The organism is Furfurilactobacillus sp. WILCCON 0119 (assembly GCF_053471565.1).
Genome location: NZ_JBPCCV010000002.1, coordinates 49482 through 72584, shown reverse-complemented (window position 1 = coordinate 72584; position 23103 = coordinate 49482). Strand labels below are relative to the sequence as shown.

Below are 23103 nucleotides of genomic sequence, written 5' to 3'. Positions count from 1 at the left end.
AGTGAAAGGAAAAGATGATGAAACAAACGTTTGAAATTGAACCATGGAACGTGGTCACACATGAATTTAATCCCACCGATAAACGGCTTCAGGAGTCCATGACAAGTTTAGGAAACGGCAACATGGGCCTTCGGGGATTCTTTGAAGAAAATTACAGTGGTGACACACTCCCCGGCACGTACATTGGGGGCGTGTGGTTCCCCGACAAGACGCGGGTTGGTTGGTGGAAAAATGGGTATCCCGAGTACTTTGGGAAGGTCATTAACGCAACGAACTTCATCAAAATGAACATCATGATCAACGGTGCGCCCGTTGATTTAGCCACTGATCAAATTCGTGATTTTGAATTGAACCTTGATATGAAACGGGCAGTCTTAACCCGGTCGTTTACGGTGACCAAAGGCGACGCCACGGTTGCGTTGACGTTCGAACGGTTTATCAGTGCTGCACAAAAAGAGCTGGCCGTTATCAGGGTCACAGCGAAAAACGTCGGGGCAACGGCGGTTGATCTAAAGGTGACCTCTGAACTTGATGCAGATGTTCAAAATGAGGATGCAAATTACGACGAGCGCTTCTGGAATGTGCTTGAAAAGAAGGCAACCGGCAATCAGGGCACACTTATTTCGATGACCAAGGAAAATCCGTTTGGAACGCCACGGTTCATGGTCGGAATGGGCATGGTCAACACCACTGACTTGACGGATTCAGCGACTGCTTCAACCACTGACCTGACGGCAACAACGACGGTTAGCGGAAGCCTTGCCGCTGGAAGTGAGACGTCCTTTACTAAACGGGTGGTGGTGGTTTCATCCCGTGATTACTCTGATCAGGTAGCGTTATCGGCAGCCCTTCAGACGTTAATGGACCAGGTTTCTAAGCGTCGTTTCGAAGACCTATTGGCTGATCATGCTGCCATTTGGACAGACCGCTGGGAAAATAGTGATGTGCAGATTGACGGCGATCTGGCGGCCCAACAGGGGATTCGCTTTAACCTCTTCCAACTGTTTTCAACCTACTATGGTGACGATTCGCGGTTAAACATCGGACCAAAGGGCTTTACTGGTGAAAAGTACGGTGGTGCGACTTACTGGGACACAGAGGCCTTTGCAGTTCCAGTGTACCTTGGTGTTACGGATCCACAGGTAACACGTAACCTCTTAATGTACCGGTACCAACAACTTGACGGTGCTTACCACAACGCCAAGATGCAGGGACTGGCTGGTGCCTTGTACCCGATGGTGACGTTTGACGGGATCGAGTCACATAACGAATGGGAAATTACGTTTGAAGAAATTCATCGTGATGGCGACATTGCGTTTGCGATTTATAACTACACCCGTTACACGGGTGACACGAGTTACGTTCTACATGAAGGAAGTGAAGTACTGGTTGGGATTTCACGCTTCTGGGCAGACCGGGTTCACTTTTCAGAACGGCACCAGCAGTACATGATTCATGGGGTGACCGGTCCTGATGAATATGAAAATAATGTTGATAATAACTGGTACACCAACTACTTGGCCCAGTGGACCTTGCGTTACACATTGTCAATTTTGGCTCAACTTGATGAAACGCAAGCGGCTAAGGTTAACGTAACACCGGCCGAACAGGCACAATGGCAAAAAATCGTGGACAAAATGTACTTGCCATCAGACGATGAATTAGGCATTTTCGTTCAACATGATGGGTTCTTGGATAAGGACATTAAACCCGTCAGTGCGATTCCGGCAGATCAATTACCAATCAATCAGCACTGGTCATGGGATAAAATTTTGCGGTCTCCATACATTAAGCAAGGGGATGTCTTGCAAGGGGTCTGGGATTTCATTGACGATTTTACCCCGGCCGAAAAGAAGGCCAACTTTGACTTCTACGAACCACTAACGGTCCATGAATCAAGCTTGTCAGCGGCGATCCATTCCATTTTGGCGGCTGATCTTCATTATGAGGATAAGGCTGTGGAAATGTATGAACGGACGTCACGGTTAGACCTTGATAATTACAATAATGATACTGACGATGGGCTACACATTACCTCGATGACCGGGAGTTGGTTAGCCATTGTTCAAGGGTTTGCCGGCATGCGGGTCCATGATGATCAGCTGCACTTCACACCGTTCTTACCGAAGAAATGGACTAGTTACCAGTTCCGGCAGTTATTCCGGGGCCGCTTAATTGAAGTTCACGTGGATCAAAATGGGGCCACGGTTAGCCGAATCAGTGGTGAACCGCTGACCGTCATCCTTAATGGTCAAGAGCAAACCATCTAATGATGCGTTCAGCGCCATGTGCGGTTGGCGATTTTCTTAACAAAGCATTTTGATGAGGTCATTTTGGTTTTACATCATGTCTAAATGGGTTAGAATTAACCACAATTAGGCGGTGTTAAATGAATATGCCTAAATTTTAAATTGAATTAAGGAGTGGTCCTCGTGGAAATCGTTGCAGATGGTAATAATGTTCAACTTGTTGGTGAGCCATTAGCTGTTGGTGAAGCACTACCCCATTTTAAGGTCTTTGATGCGGATGGTAATAAGGTCAAAATGGCTGAATTACTGGGCAAACCGTTGGTGATCAGTGTCGTACCGGATTTAAATACGCCGGTTTGCTCACTGCAAACGAAAAAGTTTAATCAGCAGGCGGATCATCATAAAAATGTGCGTTTTGTGACGATTTCAATGAACACACCACAGGAGCAACAAAACTGGTGTGCTGCCGAAGGTGTGGTGAACTTAACGGTTCTGTCAGACCAGGAACAATCCTTTGGTTATGCAACAAACCTATTGATTCCAGACCTTGACGTGTTGGCACGGGCCGTTTACGTCTTTACTGCCGACGGTCAGGCCGTCTATCGCCAGGTTGTCCAAGATCTCCACCGGGAACCAGATTATCTGGCTGCCCTTGATGCACTGGGGCAATTTAATAATTAAGCTTGACGATGGGGTGGCGACAGCCTATCATTAATAACACTGAAACAGACAGAATTATGAATTGCTAAAAACAAGAGAGTAGCGCGCGGGCACCTTCAGCAAGCTGACGGGTGATGTGAGTCAGTGGTGACCGGGACGGCGAAAGTACCTTGTTTGCTGTGTCGCTGAACATGAGTCATTTGATTCGTAGTAAGCGGGACCGACCCACACGCGTTAAGTGTGCTTGAGTGGGGTGGCAACACCCAATTTAGGTGGTACCGCGAGTAATCGTCCTAATTTCGTTATGAAATTAGGACGATTTTTCTGTTTCAGGACTTAATCGATTATCAATTGGTGGCCATGCCGCCGTAAAGAAAGGATCATTGCCATGACAACCAAAGATTTACCAACCAAATATGATTCACACATGGTCGAAGACGGCCGTTATGAAAAGTGGCTCGACGCCGGGCTGTTTAAGCCCTCAGGCGACAAGAAAGCCAAACCTTACTCCATTGTGTTACCGCCACCAAACGTGACCGGGAAACTTCATTTAGGCCACGCGTGGGACACCGCATTGCAAGATATGTTGGTCCGTTATAAGCGGATGGAAGGGTACGACACTGTGTGGGTTCCAGGAATGGACCACGCAGGGATCGCCACCCAGGCGAAGGTTGAAGCGCGGCTCCGTGAACAGGGAATCACCCGTTACGATCTTGGTCGCGAAAAGTTCATTCAACAGGTTTGGGACTGGAAAGATGAGTACGCAAACACCATCCACAAGCAGTGGGCGAAGTTAGGGCTGTCAATGGATTACAGTCGCGAACGGTTCACGTTAGATGACGGTCTTTCTGAAGCCGTGCGGAAAGTCTTTGTCGAAATGTACAACAAGGGCTTGATCTACCGCGGCGAATACATCATTAACTGGGACCCACAAGCACGAACGGCCTTGTCTGACATTGAAGTGTTGCACCAGGACGACGAAGGCGCCTTTTACCACGTGAAGTATCCGTTTACGGATGGCACAACGTATGAAGGCCGCGACTACATTGAAATCGCAACAACCCGGCCAGAAACAATGTTTGGTGACGTGGCTGTTGCGGTTCACCCAAGTGACGAGCGCTACAAGGCGTTAGTGGGCAAACACATCAGGGTACCGTTGGTTGACCGGGAAATTCCGATCATTGCGGATGAATACGTTGATCCTGAGTTTGGGACCGGAATGGTTAAAATTACGCCGGCGCACGATCCTAACGACTTCTTGGTTGGGAACCGCCACGACCTGGAACGCATTAACACGATGAACGATGATGCCTCCATGAATGAAAATGCCGGTAAGTACAACGGCATGGACCGGTTTGACGCTCGGAAGGCAATTGTGGCTGACCTTGAAGCGGGCGACTGGATGATCAACATCGAACCAATAACGCACTCGGTTGGGCACTCCGAACGGACCGGGGTTCAAGTGGAAGCTCGGCTGTCCACCCAGTGGTTCGTGAAGATGAAGCCAATGGCCGAACAGGCACTGGCTCACCAAAAGACGGACGACAAGGTGACGTTCTGGCCATCACGGTTTGAGGATACCTATGAACAGTGGATGGAAAACGTCCATGACTGGGTTATCTCACGGCAGTTGTGGTGGGGTCACCGAATCCCAGCGTGGTACAACAAGACGACGGGCGAAACTTACGTTGGTATGGACGCACCGGCCGATGCTGACAACTGGGAACAAGATCCAGATGTGTTGGACACGTGGTTTAGTTCTGCGTTGTGGCCAATGACGACCATGGGCTGGCCAAACGAGGATAGCGCTGACTTTGAACGCTACTTCCCAACGGATGACCTGGTTACCGGTTACGACATCATTTTCTTCTGGGTTTCCCGGATGATGTTCCAGTCCGTTGAATTTACCGGACGCCGGCCGTTTAAAAACGTGCTGATGCACGGGCTGATGCGTGATTCACAGGGCCGAAAGATGAGTAAGTCCCTTGGAAACGGGATCGACCCAATGGACGTGATCGACCAGTACGGGGTCGACGCCATGCGCTGGTTCTTGGCAACTGGGTCGACGCCTGGCCAGGACGTTCGGTATGATTCTGCAAAACTGGACGCCGGTTGGAACTTTATCAACAAGCTCTGGAACGCCAGTCGCTACGTCATCATGAACCTAGGTGACATGGATAAACCCGTGTTACCACCAAAGGACCAGTGGAACTTGGCCGACCGGTGGATCTTAAACCGTTTGAACAAGGTTACGGCTGATGTTCACCGGCTGTTTGATAAGTTTGAATTTGGTGAAGTGGGCCGGGCCTTGTACAACTTCATTTGGAATGACTTCTGTGATTGGTACATCGAAATGACCAAGGAAGTGCTGAACGGCGACGACGCAGACGCAAAGGCCGCCACCCAAAACATTCTGGGTTACGTGCTGGACCAGACGTTGCGGTTGATGCACCCAATCATGCCGTTTGTGACGGAAGAACTTTGGCAGGACATGCCGCATGATGGGGAATCCGTCATGGTTGCTGCCTACCCAGAAGTGCACGCTGACTTTAATGATGACCAAGCCGAAACGGACATGGATCACCTGATCGAGTTGATCACGGCCGTACGGAACATTCGAAACGAAGCAAACGCACCAATGAGTAGTGCCGTTGAACTGCTGATCAAGACAAACAGTGTTGCACTGACGGACTTGTTTGAAGCAAATCAGGAATTCATTGACCGTTTCTGTCACCAAAGTCGGTTGGAAATTGGCGCAGACGTGACTGCACCACAATTGTCCATGTCAGCAATCATTTCTGACGCAGAGGTGTACATTCCGTTAGCAGAATTGATCAACCTTGATGATGAAATCGCTCGGTTAGAAAAAGAAGTGGCAAGCTTGCAAAACGAAGTTGACCGCTCCGAAAAGAAACTGGGGAATGAACGTTTTGTCGCGAATGCACCGGAAGCGGTGGTTGACGAAGAACGGGCTAAGCAAGCAGATTGGCAACAAAAGTTGGCTGCTGCAACCAGTCGGTTAGCTGAAGTTAAGGCGAACCGTTAAGCTTAGTGGCATAAATGCATCACAAAAGACTGATTACCCGAGTGCGGGTGATCAGTTTTTTTAGGTTCCAACACCGGCTTGGGCAAAACCAACGTGGTATGATAAACGCATTGAACATTAATTGGAACGGTAAGGGGTTGATGAAGTTGATTGAAACATATGAAGCAGCCGTGGCCTATGTCCACAGTCGGTCAAAATTTAAGAAGCAACCGACGTTATCACGAATGATGCTCTTGCTCGATCGGCTTGGGCACCCAGAAACCAACGTGAAAATGATCCACATCGCCGGAACTAACGGAAAGGGGTCCACGTTGGCGTTTCTTCGGTCGTTGCTGGAAGCCGATGGCCTAACGGTGGGGAGCTTTACGTCACCATTTTTGGTCCGGTTTAACGAACGGATCAGTGTCAACGGAACCCCGGTGGACGATGACACCATCTTGCGGCTCGTTCAACAAGTCGCCGAAGTTGAAGCTGTTTTGGATGATGAATTGCCAGAGGGTGGTCCCACAGAATTTGAAACCCTAACGGCCATGATGCTGTTGTACTTTGCAGAAGGACATGCGGACATTGTGTTGGTGGAGGCCGGTCTTGGTGGGCGGTTCGACTCAACCAATGTCATCACACCGTTATTGTCGATCATTACGACCATCGGCATGGACCACATGAAAATGTTGGGTGACACGGTGGAAAAGATTGCCTGGCAAAAAGCGGGGATCGCAAAACCCGGAGTGCCGTTGATAACGGGGCGAATTAACGATGACGGCGCGAACCGTGTCTTGGATGAAGTGACGACGGCCGTTGGAACGCCATGGCTGGCACTTGACCGGGACTATCACGTGAAACCATCAACGGCAACGGGATGGCATGAACGCTTCGACTTTACCGGGTTTGACCAACATCTGAGTAAACTAACGATCAGCATGCTTGGTCGTTACCAGGTGGACAATGCGGCGACGGCACTGGCTGCCTACCTGATGTATCACCAGCAAGAAAGCCTCCCCATTAGTGGTGCGACGATTCGCAGTGGGTTAGCGGCTGCCGTTTGGGCGGGACGATTTGAACCCGTTAATGAGCAGCCGTTGGTGGTGATTGATGGCGCCCATAATGAACCAGCCGTTGTGGAACTCGCGCAACTGATCAAGACCCATTTTGCCCAGCAACAGGTGACCATAATTTTTGCGGCGCTGGCAGACAAAGCGTATTCACAAATGGTGGCGACCCTGGCAAAGCTCCCAAACGTCCAGCTGGTGCTGACACAGTTTACTGGACCGGGTGCGCGTGAGGTGGCGAACCTTGATGAATTGGCGCAGGACTTGCCCACGACGGTGCCAAAGTACACAGACTGGCAGGTAGCGTTGGCTGAAACGGCAGGAAACTTGTCCGCTGACGATGTTTTGATTATTACTGGTTCCCTGTACTTTATTAGTGACGTTCGTCATTTATTTAAAGACGCGCCAGATTCTGAAAAATAATGGCGAGCCATTGCCGTATGTTTCTGTAACGCCAGTAAACGGAGGTTACAACGCATGGGCAAGCAGATTAATTTAGCACCAGTCCCGCACCGCCTTTCCGTGGGGGATCAGGCCGGGTCAAGTCGGTTGGTTGGGATAAACTTGAGTGATGAGCTGAGTCACACGCGGCAAGAAACGTTATTGTTGTTGTCACTGAACGTTAAAAATCAGGTCGTGGCCCGACGAGAGATCTTTCGGGGAACGGTTGACGCATGTATCGCGCACCCACGAGATGTGTTTTACTACGCCATTTTAGCCAACGCTGCCCGAATTATTGTGGCTCACAATCACCCCAGTGGCATCGCCAGCCCATCGTCCAGCGACGAAATGTTTGGTCAACGGCTGTGGCTCGGCGGGCAATTATTGGGAATTGACCTGCTTGACTGTTTCATCGTCGGTCGGCACAGTTACTTTAGCTTTGGTGAGCATGATCTGTTTCACGGATTGACGGTGGATAACGCCTTACAACCGGTGCCACACAATCCCGATGTTTAAGGAAGCATAAAAATATCTTTAACAGTGGAAACGAGCTGTTTTCACTGTTTTTTCTATGGTATACTTCTCTCGATATGATTTGGCCCATAGGTCTTTTGAAGGGAAGAAGTACAGTGTTTGGATTAGGACAAAAAAACATCGGCATCGACTTGGGCACGGCCAACACACTCGTTTACATTGATGGTAAGGGAATTGTGTTGCGTGAACCATCCGTTGTTGCTCGGAATACGAGCACGGGTGACGTCGTGGCCGTTGGACAAGAAGCGCGTAAAATGCTTGGTCGGACCCCGGGTAGCATTTCAGCTATTCGACCAATGAAAAATGGGGTTATTGCAGATTATGATACAACGGTGGCCATGATGAAGTACTACATTCAAAAGGCCCTGGGTAGGACGACCGAAAAGCCGTACATCATGGTGTGTGTTCCAAGTGGCATTACAGAAGTTGAAAAGCGTGCCGTGATTGACGCGACCCGGGTTGCCGGGGCACGTGATGCGTACGTGATCGAAGAACCATTTTCTGCTGCCATTGGTGCAGGGCTTCCCGTAATGGATCCAACCGGGAGCATGGTTGTTGATATTGGTGGTGGAACCACAGACGTTGCCACGATTTCTCTTGGTGGAATCGTTTCAAGCCGTTCTATCCGGATGGCCGGTGATAAGTTGGATGAATCCATCGTGGCGTTTGTTCGGCAAAAGTACAACCTGTTAATTGGGGAGACGACCGCCGAGAACCTCAAGATTGAAATTGGGTCAGCTTCCGTTGAAGCTGCTGCTGACATGGACGGCGCGTCTGTTCGTGGGCGAGACCTGATTTCTGGGTTGCCAAAGACCATTGAAGTGACGGCTGAAGATGTTGCCATTGCCATTCATGACACGGTTGACGAGATCATTGCCGCCATCAAGGAGACGTTAGAAGAAACGTCACCAGAAATTGCTGCTGATGTGATTGATCACGGAATCGTTTTAACGGGTGGTGGGGCGCTCTTAAAGAACCTGCCAGACGTTATCTCTGATGCAACAAAGGTTCCGGTCTTTATCGCAAATGAACCGTTGGACTGTGTTGCCATCGGAACTGGCGAATCATTGAAGAGCATCGAAGTCATGAAGCGTCGGAACAATCGTTAATAACAAATAGAACAGTGTGGGACAAAAGCTTTGGTTAGGGTTTATAAACGGAATGACTGTTTTTGTAAACCTGCACCGATGCCAGCTAGTTGTGAACGGATGACGATTGGGCTGGCAATTTTGGACCACACTTTTTATTTGGCACACGTGGAGGTAAGGCATGCACAAATTCTTTTCAACCAGACGATTAGTGATTGTTGCAGTCGGAATTATTGTCTGTCTGGGATTAATGACACTGTCCGTGGTGGTTCGTGATCGACGAAACACACCGCCAGTGATTCAGCAGTTTGGCAATGACGTCGCAGGGTTAACGGACCGGATCATCAGCGTGCCAGCTGGTGGCGTTGGGTCAGGGATCAACGCCATTTCGCAATTGTTGAGTACGTATGATGAAAACCAAAAGTTAAAGCAGCAAGTCGATCAAATGGCACAGGATAAGGTGCAACTGCAAGCAGCACGGCAAGAAAATAAGGAGCTGCGGGCGGATGCAAAGCTGAGCGACAGTTTGACTGATTACGACACCATCACAGCAAACGTGATTGCCCGGACACCATCGTCATGGCAGGACCAGCTGGTGATCGGTAAGGGGAAGTCGAGCGGTATTAAGAAGAACATGCCAGTTGTGGCCGGCAAGGGCCTCATCGGACGGGTTTCCGAAGTCAACCAGACGAACAGTAAGGTTGAGCTTCTTTCTGATGACAGTGACTCAGCTAACCGGTTTGCCATCCAGATTACAAATAAGAACGGGGAAACAGTCAACGGGGTGTTGTCCGGGTATAACCGTGATAAAAACCTGCTTGAAATGACCCAGATCTCATCAAAGACCAAGTTAAATGCCGGTGACAAGGTTTCAACGAGTGGTCTTGGTGGGATTACGCCAAAGGGGCTCTTCGTTGGGACCGTTGCCCAAACACGCTCTGATGATTACGGTCTGGCTAACAAGATCTACATTAAGCCAGCTGGGACGTTGGGTAGTCTTAACGTCGTAACAGTTGCTGCAAAGAACTAACGGAGGGTGAGAAAATGCGTCAGGTTGCACGTCTCCGGTGGTACTTTATCATTGGACTGTTTGTGTGTGTCTTTTTAGATGGGGCGGTCAGCCAACAAATGGCAAACCAGTTGTTTCGTCATTCCACCAGTATGGTGCCGGAATTTACAGCACTCTGGTTGATGGCAGCGGCCTTCTTTGAGGATGACATTCACATGCCTACTTACTGGTTTGCAGTGGTGGCAGGAATTATCTTTGACATTTTTTACATGGGTTACTGGGGAATTTATGTTTTTATTTTTCCAGTCATTGTGTGGCTTGCAAAAACGCTCCGGCGTTACCTCCCCGTCAATCTATTTGCAACATTACTGGTCTGCTTTTTGGGTTTTGCATTACAATCACTTTTAAGCTGGATTGCCTTTCAAATCATTGGGGTGACGTCAGCGTCACTTGCTGATTTCTTGGTGGTCGCGTTAGCACCAACGTTAGCGTTCAACGAAATTATGGTGTTGATCTTTTACCTGCCGCTTCGGCAGTTGTACCTTCGCCGGCAAAGTTCACGGTAATGCTTGACAGCCAGACAAAAGACATTTATAGTATTGACAACTTTTCAAATACGAACAAATGACATTGAACAGAAGAGTAGGTTAGTTAGCTTGTCCAGAAAGTGATCGCTGCTGAGATGATCACCAAGCAATCGACCGAACCACATCTGTGAGTCATCTCGCCGAGTGCTTAACGTAGGTTAACAGTAAGCGAGATCGGAGCGGTCCGTTATCCCACGGAGTTAATTGATAACTCGCTAAGCCAGTCATTGTGAGATGATTGGGTTCATGAGGTGGTACCGCGGAAAACGCCCTCTTTGGTCTGATGACCAAGGAGGGCGTTTTTTTTATCAATTAACTCCATGAGTTTGTCGTTGTGAAGCGGCAATAAAATGAGGTGGCACCGCGTTAACCAACGTCCTCTAACCGTTTTTCAGAAGATTCTGAAGCGGTTGGAGGACTTTTTTAATTGCAATTATTAATCAGCTATGTGGAGGAAGCGCCATGTCATTATCATATGTAATGCAAATTTTACCGTCACTGCTTAGTGGTGCCGGGATGACGTTAAAGATTTTTATTTGGACATTAATTGGGGCCATTCCGTTGGGGATGTTGGTGAGTGTGGGATTGAGATCGCGGTGGCGACTTGTCCGGTTGGCCCTAAACTTTTATGTGTGGCTGATGCGGGGCACACCGTTACTGTTGCAATTGATTTTTATCTTTTACGGTTTACCAGACATTCACATCGTGTTTGCACGGTATCCGGCCGCTTTACTCGCGTTCATTCTGAACTACGCCGCGTACTTTTCAGAAATTTTTCGGGGCGGGTTTGCTGGCATTGCGCCCGGTCAGTATGAAGGGGCCAAGGTGCTGGGGTTAACCTACGGACAAACGTTGCGACGCATCGTTTTGCCCCAGGTGGTTAAGTCAGTGATTCCGGCCGTTGGGAATGAAGTTATCAACCTGGTTAAGGATTCCTCACTGGTTTATGTGATTGGGTTGGGCGATTTACTTCGGGCCGGAAACGTTGCGTCTGCACGTGACGTGACCCTTGTACCACTGATTTTAGTGGGGATCATTTACTTATTACTGACGCTGGTCTGCACCTACGGACTCCGGGCGTTGGAAAAACACTACAGTTACTACCGCTAGGAGGTCCCAAAATGTTGGAATTAGTGAAGTTGAATAAACGTTTTGAAAATCGGCAAATCTTAACCGACTTTTCGTTAACCATTCCGGATGGTGAAATTGTCAGCATTGTTGGTCCATCTGGGGCCGGTAAAACGACATTATTGCGGTGTATCGCAGGGTTAGAGACGCCAGATTCGGGGACGTTTTTACTGAACGGTCAGCCGTTTGATCCCGCCACGGATCGTGGTCACGAACGAAAAATTGGGGTTGTCTTCCAAGACTTTAATTTATTCCCCAATCTGAGCGTGGCTCAAAATGTGATGTTGGCTCCCGAGGTGGTGACTGGGCGGACGAAAGCGGACGCCAAGGCAGCCGTTACCGATTTAATGGCGTCGCTTGGCCTGACCAAGTTGGCTGATCAATATCCGTTTCAGTTATCCGGTGGGCAAAAGCAACGGGTGGCTATCGCACGGGCCCTCGCCATGCAACCGGCGATTCTTTGTTATGACGAACCAACCTCTGCGTTAGACCCAACGCTCCGTGATACAGTCGGGGAACTCATTGTTGACCTGAAGCAACAAGGAATTACCCAGTTAGTGGTGACCCATGATTTGCCGTTTGCACGCCAAATTGCGGACCAGATCGTGACCGTTGAACCGCTTGACGCATAGGAGGCACGGGATGAGAAAAATAATGAGGCGGCCGTTGCCGTGGGTGACGGGCTTACTTTTGATCATGCTAATGGTCATTTTGTCGGGATGTCAAAGCGTCACACAACGCGCTGACACGACGGATACCTGGAAGCGCATTGAACGCCGGCACAAAATCGTGATCGGGGTCGATGATAGTTTTGTCCCAATGGGCTTTCGTGAGAAAAACGGTCAGCTGGTGGGGTATGACGTTGACCTTGCACGCGCAGTGTTTGCCCGCTATGGCATCAAGGTTGATTTCCAAACGATTGACTGGTCAATGAAGGAAACGGAATTACGTAACGGGACGATCGATGCCATTTGGAACGGATACACGATTACCCCTGAACGGCAGGCAAAGGTGGCATTTAGTCACCCATACTTACGTAATCGCCAGGTGTTAGTGACAAAACGGTCACAAGGTATTACAGGTTTTGCCGGGATGAAGGACAAAACGTTGGGGCTTCAAACAGGGTCGTCCGCGCAATCGCTGTTTAACGAGCAACCACAATTGCTGAAACAGTACGTTAAGGGTGCGCCCGTTCAGTACGACACGTTTAACGATGCGTTTATTGATTTAAATGCGAACCGAATTCAGGGCCTCTTAATTGACCAGGTGTATGCGGGTTACTACGTGAAGCACGAGGCTGATCCAACCGCCTACAGGACGATCGTTGGTAACTTTGCGAGCGAAGACTACGCGGTGGGGTTGCGAAAAGGGGACGTCACGCTGCGTCATAAGATCAACACGTCGTTTACGGCGTTGGCAAAAGATGGCCAGTTGGCAAAAATTAATCAGAAGTGGTTTGGGACGAATGCGGACTCCTTAATTCGTTAGATTCATCAAATGTTGAAAAAAAGTAAGTAACGGGCGATCACAAAATGTGACCGTCCGTTTGCTGTTATAACGACGATTAGTGGCGAGCTTCACCCAAAATAATCCGGCCGTAGAAATGGTGGAGAGGATTGTTTTTATCGTGCGTTTCGGCTAAGATGAATCAATGAGAATATCGAGAAAAATGCGGGAGGCGGCATAAAGTGGAACAAGAGTTAACGACAGGTGTTCACCTGACCGTCATTCCAACAACCCAGTTTAAAACCATTAGCATCTTAATTAGTTATTCATCCAAAGCGCGGTTAGAGACATTAACAACGCGGTCATTATTGGCTGATTTAATGGAAACAAGTTCAGCGGCATACCCAACGCAGACGGCGCTTGCTAGTGCGTTAAGTGACATGTATGGCGCAAACTTTAGTACAAATGTGACCAAAAGCGGCGACATTGCCCAATTCCAGTTCGCCCTAACGGTGCCAAACGGCCGGTATCTACAGGGGCATCCCGCCCTGTTGAATAGCGGTGTCACCTTTTTAGATGAGGTGATCCATCATCCGTTGCTGGACGCCAAGGCCACTGAGCCACAGTTTGACACGGCGACCTTTACTCGGCAACAAGAAAACCTTGCAGCAGCGTTGACAGCCGTGAGTGAAGACAAGATGTTATACACCCGCTTGCAAGCACAACAACTTCATTTTGGGGACGTTGTGGCTGCATATCCAAGTGCCGGGCGACTGGTAGACGTTGCGGCGTTAACACCGGCGTCCGTTTATGCAGAGTATCAGCGGATGATCGCAGAGGATGAAGTTCGGATCTACGTGATTGGTGATGTTGATGAAGGCATCGTCGGCGCAACCATGCGTCAGCTTGACTTTGCCGCGCGCGACCACGTTACCGGCACCATGACGTATAAGCCGGCGGTTCCAACAACGGTCACGGCAAAGGTCGAACACCAACCAGTGGCTCAGGCAAAGTTGGATCTACTGTACTACCTACCAGTGGATTATGGGCAGGCGTTGTACTATTCTGCCCAGGTATTTAACGGGTTATTTGGTGGAACACCGTTATCACTCCTGTTTACAAACGTTCGGGAAAAGCAGAGTCTGGCCTACTACGCCAGTTCTAGCATCAATTTCTTTAACCAAACCATGACGGTTCAGACGGGAATCGATGGGGAACAGGCGGACCTCGTGACAAAGATTATCGGTGAACAGCTGGCCGATTTAACGAATGGTCGTTTTAGCGACCAACGCTTTCACCAGGTCAAAGAGACCTTAATTAACCAGCGTGAAGCCGCACAAGATGCACCGCGCCTCCAAATTGGGAGTCGGTTACTGGATGATTTATCTGGGCACCAGATTTCTGTCGATGACTGGGTTGCCGGGATTAATGCGGTGACACCGGCCGACGTGACCATGGTGGCACGGTTGGCGACACTTGCGACCACGTATTTATTGAAAGCTTAGGAGGCTGCTTGTGGAAAAACACGATTATCAAGAACTTGGCGAGTCGTTGTTTGAAGAGACGTTACCAAACGGACTCTTCGTTCAGTTGCTGCCCAAGGCCGGTTTTCATAAAACGTACGCGCTGTTAACCACTGATTTTGGGTCCACCGACCGGACGTTTGTCCCACGTGGCGAGACGGAAGCCATCACGATTCCGGACGGTGTTGCCCACTTTTTGGAACATAAGATGTTTGAAAAGGCCGATCATGATGCGTTCGATTTGTTTGGTGAATACGGGGCGGATGCCAACGCATTTACAAGCTTCACACGAACAAGCTACCTTTTTTCGGCCAGTCGCCATTTAACGGAAAATTTAAATGTTCTTCTGGATTTTGTTCAAGATCCATACTTTACACCAGCAACGGTGGAAAAGGAAAAGGGGATCATTGGGCAAGAAATTCAGATGTATGATGACGACCCAAGCTGGCAGTTGTTCATGGGCATCGTTGGCAACTTGTACCCAACGGAACCCGTTCACATTGACATCGCGGGAACCAAGGAATCCATTTCAAAAATCACCGCAGAACAACTGCACCAGAGCTACGCGACTTTTTACCACCCAAGCAACATGAATTTATTTGTTGTTGGTGCGTTCGACCCGGCGACTGTGATGGAAATCATTCGGAAAAACCAGGCGAAAAAGACGTTTAGTGCGCCTGAGATAATTGACCGAACCATCATTGAAAACCACGACGAAACGGAAATTTTACCGTATCGAAGCCGACACCTAGATGTGACCATGCCAAAGTCCATTGTTGGGCTGCGGGGGTTAGATGATGTGCCGACGGGGCGGGCAGGGTTAACGTACAGTTTAGCCGCTTCCTTGTTACTCGACATGTTGTTTGCGGATACCAGTACCGCCTACCTGAAGTTGTACGATGACGGCATTATTGATGACAGTTTTGACTATGACTTCTCCCTTGAGCGGGGGTTCCATTTCTTAACCATCAGTAGTGATACAAAGGCACCGAGTGAGTTTTCCGAAGCAGTGATCGATGTGTTAGAGCATGTCGATGAGTATGTGACTGGGGAAGCAGCAGCCGCTAACTTTGAGCTAGTTAAACGTGAAGCCATTGGGCACCACGTCATGATGTTAAATTCGGTGGAGGCCATTGCGAACGCTTATGAGGGAAAACTGTTTGACAATGCTAATCTCCTGGATGAAACGAAGGTCCTGGAAGCGATGACCCTGACAGATATTCAAAGCGTTGCGAAGTCATTGATTCGGTCCGATGGTATTAGTGTTTTTGACATTATGCCAGTGGACGATGGGAATGAACCTTCCTAAAATTATCTTAAAGATGTGGCCCGGGTTGGTGAATGACCACGCGGGCCACTGTCGTATGCTATACTGAAAAGCAACGGATTAATGTATATTCTAGAAAAGATGGAGTTTTGATCTTATGAGTGAAGAAACACCGACAATCGGTCAAAAGTTACAAGAAGCCCGGAACGCAAAGGGGTTAACCATTGATGACGTCCAGCAAGCCACCAAGATTCAACGGCGTTATTTAATTGCTATTGAAGATGGTAAGTTTGATGAACTACCAGGCGATTTTTATGTTCGGGCCTTCATTAAGCAGTACGCCCAGTCTGTTGACTTAAACGGCGATGAATTACTGAAGGACTACAACGATCAATTGCCCCACGCTGCTGCGGCCAACGTCATTGCAGCAGAGGCAGAGCAACCAACTACGCGGGAACCAAAGGCTGCGAAATTGGAGCAAGCAGATACCCGGTTGGATCGGGTTCGTGGCATTATGCCAATTGCGATCGTGACACTGGTTGTGGTCGTGATCTTGGGGACGATTTGGATCTTTGCCGCCCGGAATGGGCGTCAGTCAAGCAATCATAGTGCTGTGTCCAGTAGCTCCGTGAAGGTGAGCTCGGCTACAGAGAAGTCATCAAGTAGCAGTCACCAATCAAGTTCGAGTTCATCTGCTAGTTCAAGTTCTAGCAGCTCATCATCGAGCTCAAGTAGTTCGTCGTCAAGTTCAAGCAGTTCAACAAGCAAGTCGTCAAGTAAGCAAAAATTGGTTGGCGTCACAACGACCGGCGCAAATTTAACGTATAACGTTGAAAATGCACCAGCAAACAGTAAACTGACGGTCGCAGCCGCTGGCGCCGATTCATGGATGTCAGTTACTGCTGGTGGCACCTCGCTTTATCAAGGAACGTTGACCAGTGGTAAGGACCAAACGGTGACGATTCCAAGTACAGCGACCTCTGTTGCCGTTTCATACGGGAACCGGTCTTCATCGAAGGTTAAGATCAACGGTAAAAATGTTGATTTGACAACTGGGACAGGGACCACCGGTGTCTTGACGTTACAGTTAAAGGCAGCGTCAAGTACCACTAAGTAAAGGCGGGGGACAGTAACGTGAATTTACCGAATAAATTAACGGTCTTTCGAATCATTTTGATTCCAATCTTTTTAATCATTATGGCTGTTCCGTTTAACTGGGGGACAGTTGTGTGGGCAAGTACGAGTATTCCGGTCACAAGCCTCATTGCCACAATTATTTTCATCGTGGCGTCACTGACTGATTTTCTGGACGGACGAATCGCACGGGGGCAACACCTTGTGACTAACTTTGGGAAGTTTGCTGATCCGTTAGCAGACAAGATGCTGGTCATGACGGCGTTTGTCATCTTGGTTGAGATGGGCAAGGCACCTGCATGGGTGATTGCCATCATCGTCTGTCGGGAACTCGCCATTACCGGATTGCGGTTACTTATTGTTGAAAACGATGGCACCGTCATGGCGGCTGCTTATCCTGGTAAAATCAAGACCACGACCCAAATGTTATCCATCATTTTCCTGTTGTTGAATAATGTGTTCTTTAATAACATTGGGGTGCCAATGGCCCTGATTCTGTTATACATTTGTTTATTCTTCACCATTTACTCAGGTGTTGATTACTTTGTTCAAAACCGGAGTGTCTTTAGTGACGGATTTAAATAACCGATTAAGCGGTAGCCCACACGAAAAGTGTGGGCTACCGCTTTTATTGTGGGCTGAACAATTAAAAACGTTTTATACTAGAAGTGACGAATAAAAACGGTTCGTTGCCGTATGTAAGGAGTGGTGAAGAAATGAAGGCTGAAATTATTGCTGTTGGAACAGAAATCTTACTGGGCCAAATTGATAATACCAATGCCAGTTACGTTGCTCGTGGGTTAGCAGAACTAGGAATCAATGTGTATGACCAACAGGTTGTTGGGGATAATCCTGAACGGCTAGCAGCGGCGCTAACGTTGGCAGAGGAGCGAAGTGACCTTGTTGTTGTGATGGGGGGCCTTGGACCGACAAAGGATGACTTAACGAAGCAACTTGTGGCACGGCAATTGGGTCGCAAGCTGGTTGTGGATGAGGCAGCACTTGAAAAGATTGCAGCACATTACCAACGAACAGGCCGGACCCTTGGAAATAATGATCGGTTGCAAGCACTGTACATTGATGGTGCAACGGTCTTGCCCAACCACAACGGGATGGCCGTGGGCGATTTTGTCCACCAACCTAATTGGGCTGATTACTTGGTGCTTCCTGGACCACCGCGTGAACTGATGGAAATGTTTGATCGGGAAGCGAAACCATTGTTGGTCAAAACCTACCAGTCACGGCAGCACCTCACATCGCGCGTTCTGCGCTTCTTTGGGATCGGTGAAGCATCATTAGCCCGTGAGTTAGACGACCTGATTGAGACGCAAACAAACCCAACGTTAGCAACCTATGCAAAGGACGCAGAGGTGACGTTGCGGTTAACGGCAAGTGGGCAAAGTGAAGCTGAGGTTGGTCAATTACTGGACCAATTAGAACAAACGATTCAAAGCCGGGTTGGTCAGTATTTTTACGGGTATGGCGATGATAACAGTTTGGCGAAGGTCGTGGTCGACACGCTGATTAAGGCGAACCTGTCGATAACGGCGGCCGAAAGTCTGACGGCGGGCTTATTTCAAAGTACGATTGGAACGATTCCTGGTGTTTCAGCAATTTTCCCAGGCGGGTTTGTCACCTACGCTGCCAGTGCCAAGGCTAACCTATTGGGCGTTTCTCAGCGCACCATTGATGCACACGGCGTGGTGAGCGAAGCGACCGCAAAGGAGATGGCTGCTCGGGCACGGGCAACGCTTAATACGGACATCGGCATCAGCTTTACTGGTGCCGCAGGACCGGAACCGTTGGAACACAAACCGGCTGGGACAGTGTGGATCGGCTTGGCTTACCGCGATCAACCGGTAATTGCCCAAGAATTTCACTTTGGTGACGACCGGCAGTTAAACCGGTGGCGCGCTGTTTTAAGTGGTTTAAACATGATTTTACGGGCAACACAACACACGAACTAATGCGAACTTTTGTTCGATTTTTCTTGCAATTTGGTGCGCGAGTCGGTATCATAATGTCATTAGGTTATGTCATTGAAGGAGGATCTGCCCTTGGCTGATGCACGTCAAGCAGCGCTCGACGCTGCCTTAAAGAAAATTGAAAAGAATTTTGGTAAAGGTTCCATTATGCGGTTGGGTGAAAATGCCAATACGCAAATCTCAACCATTCCGTCAGGTTCATTGAAGCTTGATGATGCACTCGGTGTCGGGGGCTTCCCTCGTGGTCGGATTGTGGAAGTGTACGGACCAGAATCATCTGGTAAGACAACCATTGCGTTGCATGCCGTCGCAGAAGTCCAAAAGATGGGCGGAACTGCCGCCTACATCGATGCTGAAAACGCCCTGGATGCCCAGTATGCCGAAGCCCTCGGGGTCAACGTTGACGATCTGTTGCTGTCACAACCAGATACTGGTGAACAAGGGTTGGAAATTACGGATGCCTTGGTTTCTTCTGGTGCCATTGATATCGTAGTGATTGATTCCGTCGCTGCCTTGGTGCCCCGCGCCGAAATCGAAGGTGAAATGGGTGACGCGCACGTTGGGTTACAGGCACGGTTGATGTCACAAGCCCTCCGGAAGTTATCTGGAACCATCAACAAGACGAAGACCATTGCCATTTTCATTAACCAAATTCGTGAAAAGGTTGGGGTTATGTTTGGGAACCCGGAAACCACCCCTGGTGGTCGGGCCCTGAAGTTTTACTCAACCATTCGGCTTGAAGTTCGTCGTGCTGAACAAATTAAAGATGGCACGGAAGTCATGGGGAACCGGACCCGGATCAAGGTTGTGAAGAACAAAGTGGCTTCACCATTCCGGGTGGCTGAAGTGGACATTATGTACGGTAAGGGAATTTCACAGTCAGGTGAATTGTTGGACATGGCTGTGGATAAAGATATCGTTGATAAGTCAGGTGCGTGGTATTCATACGATGGTGAACGGATCGGCCAAGGACGTGAAAACGTTAAGGCTTATCTGGAAGACCCAGAACACGCAGCAATGCGTCAGGAGATTCATGATAAGGTTCGTAAGGCCTACAACATGGATGGTGACGCTGAGGATGATTCAGCAACTGAGGCACCAAAGACCGATGGTGACACCACTGATCTTGATGTTTAAATAGTAACGTGAGCGCGACTAGTTATGAAAATAACTGGTCGCGTTTTTTTTGTAAACGCGGTGCGTTAAACCGTTAAGCACCACCGTATTCGCGACGAAAAGGGCGCTAATTTGAATGAAAAGCGCTAATGATGGGTTGACATCATATGTCACTACATGTATGGTTAACTACACAAGTAACTAACTGAATAACGAAAGAGGTTATTAACATGAAAACAACACCAGTCGTTGAAGTTTCAGAATTGCGGAAAACATACGGTCAGAAAAAGACGCACCAGTATGAAGTGTTAAAGGGATTAGATTTCACCGTCCAAGCCGGTGAATTTGTCGGGATCATGGGGGCCTCTGGCTCTGGGAAAACAACGTTGTTGAATTTACTGTCAACGTTGGATGTACCGACTAGCGGTAGCGTCAAGGTTAACGGTAAAGAAATCAGCCATTACAAGGGGCGCGCGTTATCGGACTTCCGCTCGGAAGAAATTGGCTTCATTTTCCAAGATTTTAACCTGTTAGAAAGTTTAACGGCCCGTGAGAACATTGCGTTGCCGCTGTCACTTCAAGGGGTTAGCAAAAGTAAAATTGATGAAGCCGTTCAACGGGTTGCCGAAACATTGCGGATCGATCCGTTGCTGAACAAGTACCCCGCAGAATTATCTGGTGGGCAAAAGCAACGGGTTGCCGCTGCTCGGGCCATTGTTCATGAGCCAGCGATCATCATGGGGGATGAACCCACTGGAGCACTGGACTCAACCGCCGCGCGGGATCTGATGAGCTTACTAACGGACATCAATCAGCGTCAGCATGTTTCCGTCTTGTTGGTCACGCACGACCCATTTTCAGCAAGTTTCTGTGACCGGCTCCTGTTCATGCAGGATGGGCAACTTGGTCAGGAACTCAGCAAAGGTGAGGCGTCACGCCAGGATTTTTATCAACAGATCTTAACGGCACTCGGAACGTTTGAACGGTAGGAGGCGGCAAAATGTTAACAAAACTATCATTAGCAGGTGTGCGGAGTCGGTTTAAGGACTACCTAGTGCTCTTGACCGGGCTTGTCATGTCGGCCGCCATTTTCTACATGTTCATGAACTTGGCCACCAACAAAGCGTTCATCAAGGCCAACACCACCATTGCAATGGCGAGCCAAGTGTTTGTTTTTGGGATGATTCTACTGGCCATGATTACCGTTGTTTATATTGGGTACGCCAACTCATTTCTGCTCAAGATGCGCCAACATGATTACGGATTGTTCATGATGTTGGGTGCCAAGAAGCAACGGATTGGCCAACTGATCGGACTCGAAACGTTGATTATTGGGGTGCTTTCAACAGCGTTAGGTGTGGTCATCGGGATTGGCGCCAGTTCGGTGGTTGCTGGCATGTTATTTCACCAACTGGGCTTAACGGTTCACCACTTTACTGCGCTGTACTGGCCGGCGGTGATTGGTACTGGGTGTTTGTACATTGGCTTGTTTATCCTTGCAGCAGCGTTCAACTTGATTAAACTACTGCGGACGCCGGTGCTGGCATTGTTACACGCGGATGAACGGGTTACGGTTAGCCGGATTCGTCCCGTTCTCTTAGTTATTGAAAGCATTGCCGGGATTTTATTGCTGGCGGTTGGTTACTGGGCGTTTACAGCCATTCGACAACTGCAAATCAATGCAATTTTTGTGGCGTTGATCACGATTACAAGTGGGAGTTACTTTGTGATCCATGCGGGAAGTGTGAGTGTTCTTGCAGGGTTAAAACGGACGTCGTTTGCCAGCCATCAGTTGCACAACTTTACGTTGGCGCAAATTAGATTTCGGCTGCAAAGTTATACGCGAATGTTGACGGTGGTTTCACTGTTATTCGCCATGGCGCTTGGTGCACTGAGCGTGGGGACCGGGTTGCATAAGCAGTCTGGGACCATGGCAGTTTCGACAAGTGCGTACACCGTGGCAGTTAACAACCCCAATTCACGTGAGCGGCAGTTGATCAAACAGCTGCACGTGGCGCATAAAGCAACGTATACGCAAAAAGTGGTGGGGAATACTGTTTTTTATAATGAACAAGAGTTTCGTGATCAACCATTTGAACAGCTGGTCTCCAGCAAACCTAAAAATGATGGTTCGGTCAAAGCATTATCGTTAGCTCAGATGAAACGGCAAGGATTGACAGATTTAGATTTTATTGGGTTAACGGCGACCGGGATGCAACAAAAGCGCCAAATCGTTTCAGCATCAGCCTTTAACAAATTGACGGCAACGCCGCAAACTGTGACGACTGTTCGCGTGAGTGACTTGTTGGCGGATCGCGTGGCACTTTCACACCTAAACAAGGAACAACAACGACGTTACCCAACAAGTGCGGGGATGAGTGCCGGAGCGTACGCTGCTTATGACATGTTTAACACGCTGTTTAGTGGGCTTGAATTTATGGGGCTCTTCCTCGGGATCGCCTTCTTAGCGATGTTAGCAAGTTGCTTGATGTTCAAGATTTTATCTGGCGCAACAGACGATGTGATTCGGTACAACATGTTGAATCGCATTGGGGTCCGTCAGCAGACAATGCGGCACGCGATTCGCAGTGAACTGCTCGTTTTGTACCTCATTCCCGGGATTCTCGGCATGATCGACGTGCTGTTTGGTTTACAATTGTTCAAGCCACTTATGTATCATCCGTATGCTTCAACCGGCTGGGCCATGCTGATCTTCTGGATTCTATACGGCGGGTATTACCTGATCACTGTGTGGTTGTACGAGCGGATTGTTGTTCCTGAAGAACAATTGGCGGCCTAAACCGTCACCTAGTTAATTGACGAAGTAGTGAACATCGCTTA

General features: G+C 48.9%; 19 protein-coding genes and 1 other annotated feature. All 19 genes read left to right on the top strand.

The annotated features are described in order from the left end of the window. The first annotated feature begins 17 nt into the window (after positions 1–17). The 19 genes from ACRYI5_RS03845 (at position 18) to ACRYI5_RS03755 (ending at position 23062) form a co-directional block, all read left to right on the top strand. A complete protein-coding gene (locus ACRYI5_RS03845) occupies positions 18–2270 on the top strand; it encodes a glycoside hydrolase family 65 protein (protein WP_448224553.1) in 2253 nt (750 codons plus the stop codon). Between the two features lie 162 nt (positions 2271–2432). Further along, a complete protein-coding gene (gene tpx, locus ACRYI5_RS03840; protein WP_448224350.1) occupies positions 2433–2930 on the top strand; it encodes a thiol peroxidase in 498 nt (165 codons plus the stop codon). Between the two features lie 367 nt (positions 2931–3297). Then, positions 3298–5955, top strand: a complete 2658-nt coding sequence (locus ACRYI5_RS03835; RefSeq protein ID WP_448224349.1) for a valine--tRNA ligase — start codon at positions 3298–3300, stop codon at positions 5953–5955. Positions 5956–6101: 146 nt separating this feature from the next. Then, a complete protein-coding gene (locus ACRYI5_RS03830) occupies positions 6102–7427 on the top strand; it encodes a bifunctional folylpolyglutamate synthase/dihydrofolate synthase (RefSeq protein WP_448224348.1) in 1326 nt (441 codons plus the stop codon). Positions 7428–7481: 54 nt separating this feature from the next. Continuing rightward, positions 7482–7961, top strand: a complete 480-nt coding sequence (locus tag ACRYI5_RS03825; RefSeq protein WP_448224347.1) for a JAB domain-containing protein — start codon at positions 7482–7484, stop codon at positions 7959–7961. 113 nt (positions 7962–8074) lie between these two features. Then, positions 8075–9088: a rod shape-determining protein gene (locus ACRYI5_RS03820; RefSeq protein ID WP_407879783.1), complete on the top strand. Its 1014-nt coding sequence runs from the start codon at positions 8075–8077 to the stop codon at positions 9086–9088. Between the two features lie 160 nt (positions 9089–9248). Continuing rightward, the gene (mreC, locus tag ACRYI5_RS03815; protein ID WP_407879782.1) at positions 9249–10097 is read left to right on the top strand and encodes a rod shape-determining protein MreC; all 849 of its coding nucleotides are present in this window, start codon (positions 9249–9251) and stop codon (positions 10095–10097) included. Between the two features lie 14 nt (positions 10098–10111). Then, positions 10112–10642, top strand: a complete 531-nt coding sequence (gene mreD / locus ACRYI5_RS03810) for a rod shape-determining protein MreD (RefSeq protein WP_407879781.1) — start codon at positions 10112–10114, stop codon at positions 10640–10642. Positions 10643–10697: 55 nt separating this feature from the next. Then, positions 10698–11047, top strand: a binding site (T-box leader). A 78-nt stretch (positions 11048–11125) separates the two neighbouring features. After that, the gene (locus ACRYI5_RS03805) at positions 11126–11773 is read left to right on the top strand and encodes an amino acid ABC transporter permease (RefSeq protein ID WP_448224346.1); all 648 of its coding nucleotides are present in this window, start codon (positions 11126–11128) and stop codon (positions 11771–11773) included. An 11-nt stretch (positions 11774–11784) separates the two neighbouring features. Further along, positions 11785–12423: an amino acid ABC transporter ATP-binding protein gene (locus ACRYI5_RS03800; protein ID WP_407879778.1), complete on the top strand. Its 639-nt coding sequence runs from the start codon at positions 11785–11787 to the stop codon at positions 12421–12423. A gap of 22 nt (positions 12424–12445) precedes the next feature. After that, complete coding sequence (locus ACRYI5_RS03795; RefSeq protein WP_407879813.1) at positions 12446–13279, top strand: amino acid ABC transporter substrate-binding protein; 834 nt, start codon at positions 12446–12448, stop codon at positions 13277–13279. A gap of 200 nt (positions 13280–13479) precedes the next feature. Next, positions 13480–14742 (top strand): EF-P 5-aminopentanol modification-associated protein YfmF, encoded by a 1263-nt coding sequence (gene yfmF, locus ACRYI5_RS03790; RefSeq protein ID WP_448224345.1) that lies wholly within the window; start codon positions 13480–13482, stop codon positions 14740–14742. Between the two features lie 10 nt (positions 14743–14752). Beyond that, positions 14753–16069, top strand: a complete 1317-nt coding sequence (yfmH, locus tag ACRYI5_RS03785) for an EF-P 5-aminopentanol modification-associated protein YfmH (protein WP_448224344.1) — start codon at positions 14753–14755, stop codon at positions 16067–16069. Positions 16070–16184: 115 nt separating this feature from the next. Next, positions 16185–17144, top strand: coding sequence for a helix-turn-helix domain-containing protein (locus ACRYI5_RS03780; RefSeq protein ID WP_448224343.1), 960 nt, complete (start codon positions 16185–16187; stop codon positions 17142–17144). 17 nt (positions 17145–17161) lie between these two features. Further along, positions 17162–17746 carry a CDP-diacylglycerol--glycerol-3-phosphate 3-phosphatidyltransferase gene (gene pgsA / locus ACRYI5_RS03775; RefSeq protein ID WP_407879771.1) on the top strand — a complete coding sequence of 195 codons (585 nt, stop codon included), beginning with the start codon at positions 17162–17164 and terminating at the stop codon, positions 17744–17746. A gap of 131 nt (positions 17747–17877) precedes the next feature. Beyond that, entirely contained in the window at positions 17878–19128 is a 1251-nt protein-coding gene (locus ACRYI5_RS03770) for a competence/damage-inducible protein A (RefSeq protein ID WP_448224342.1), read from the top strand. 90 nt (positions 19129–19218) lie between these two features. Then, positions 19219–20283, top strand: a complete 1065-nt coding sequence (gene recA / locus ACRYI5_RS03765) for a recombinase RecA (protein WP_448224341.1) — start codon at positions 19219–19221, stop codon at positions 20281–20283. A 209-nt stretch (positions 20284–20492) separates the two neighbouring features. After that, a complete protein-coding gene (locus ACRYI5_RS03760; RefSeq protein ID WP_407879766.1) occupies positions 20493–21251 on the top strand; it encodes an ABC transporter ATP-binding protein in 759 nt (252 codons plus the stop codon). Positions 21252–21262: 11 nt separating this feature from the next. Further along, complete coding sequence (locus ACRYI5_RS03755; RefSeq protein ID WP_448224340.1) at positions 21263–23062, top strand: FtsX-like permease family protein; 1800 nt, start codon at positions 21263–21265, stop codon at positions 23060–23062. The last annotated feature ends 41 nt before the right edge of the window (positions 23063–23103 follow it).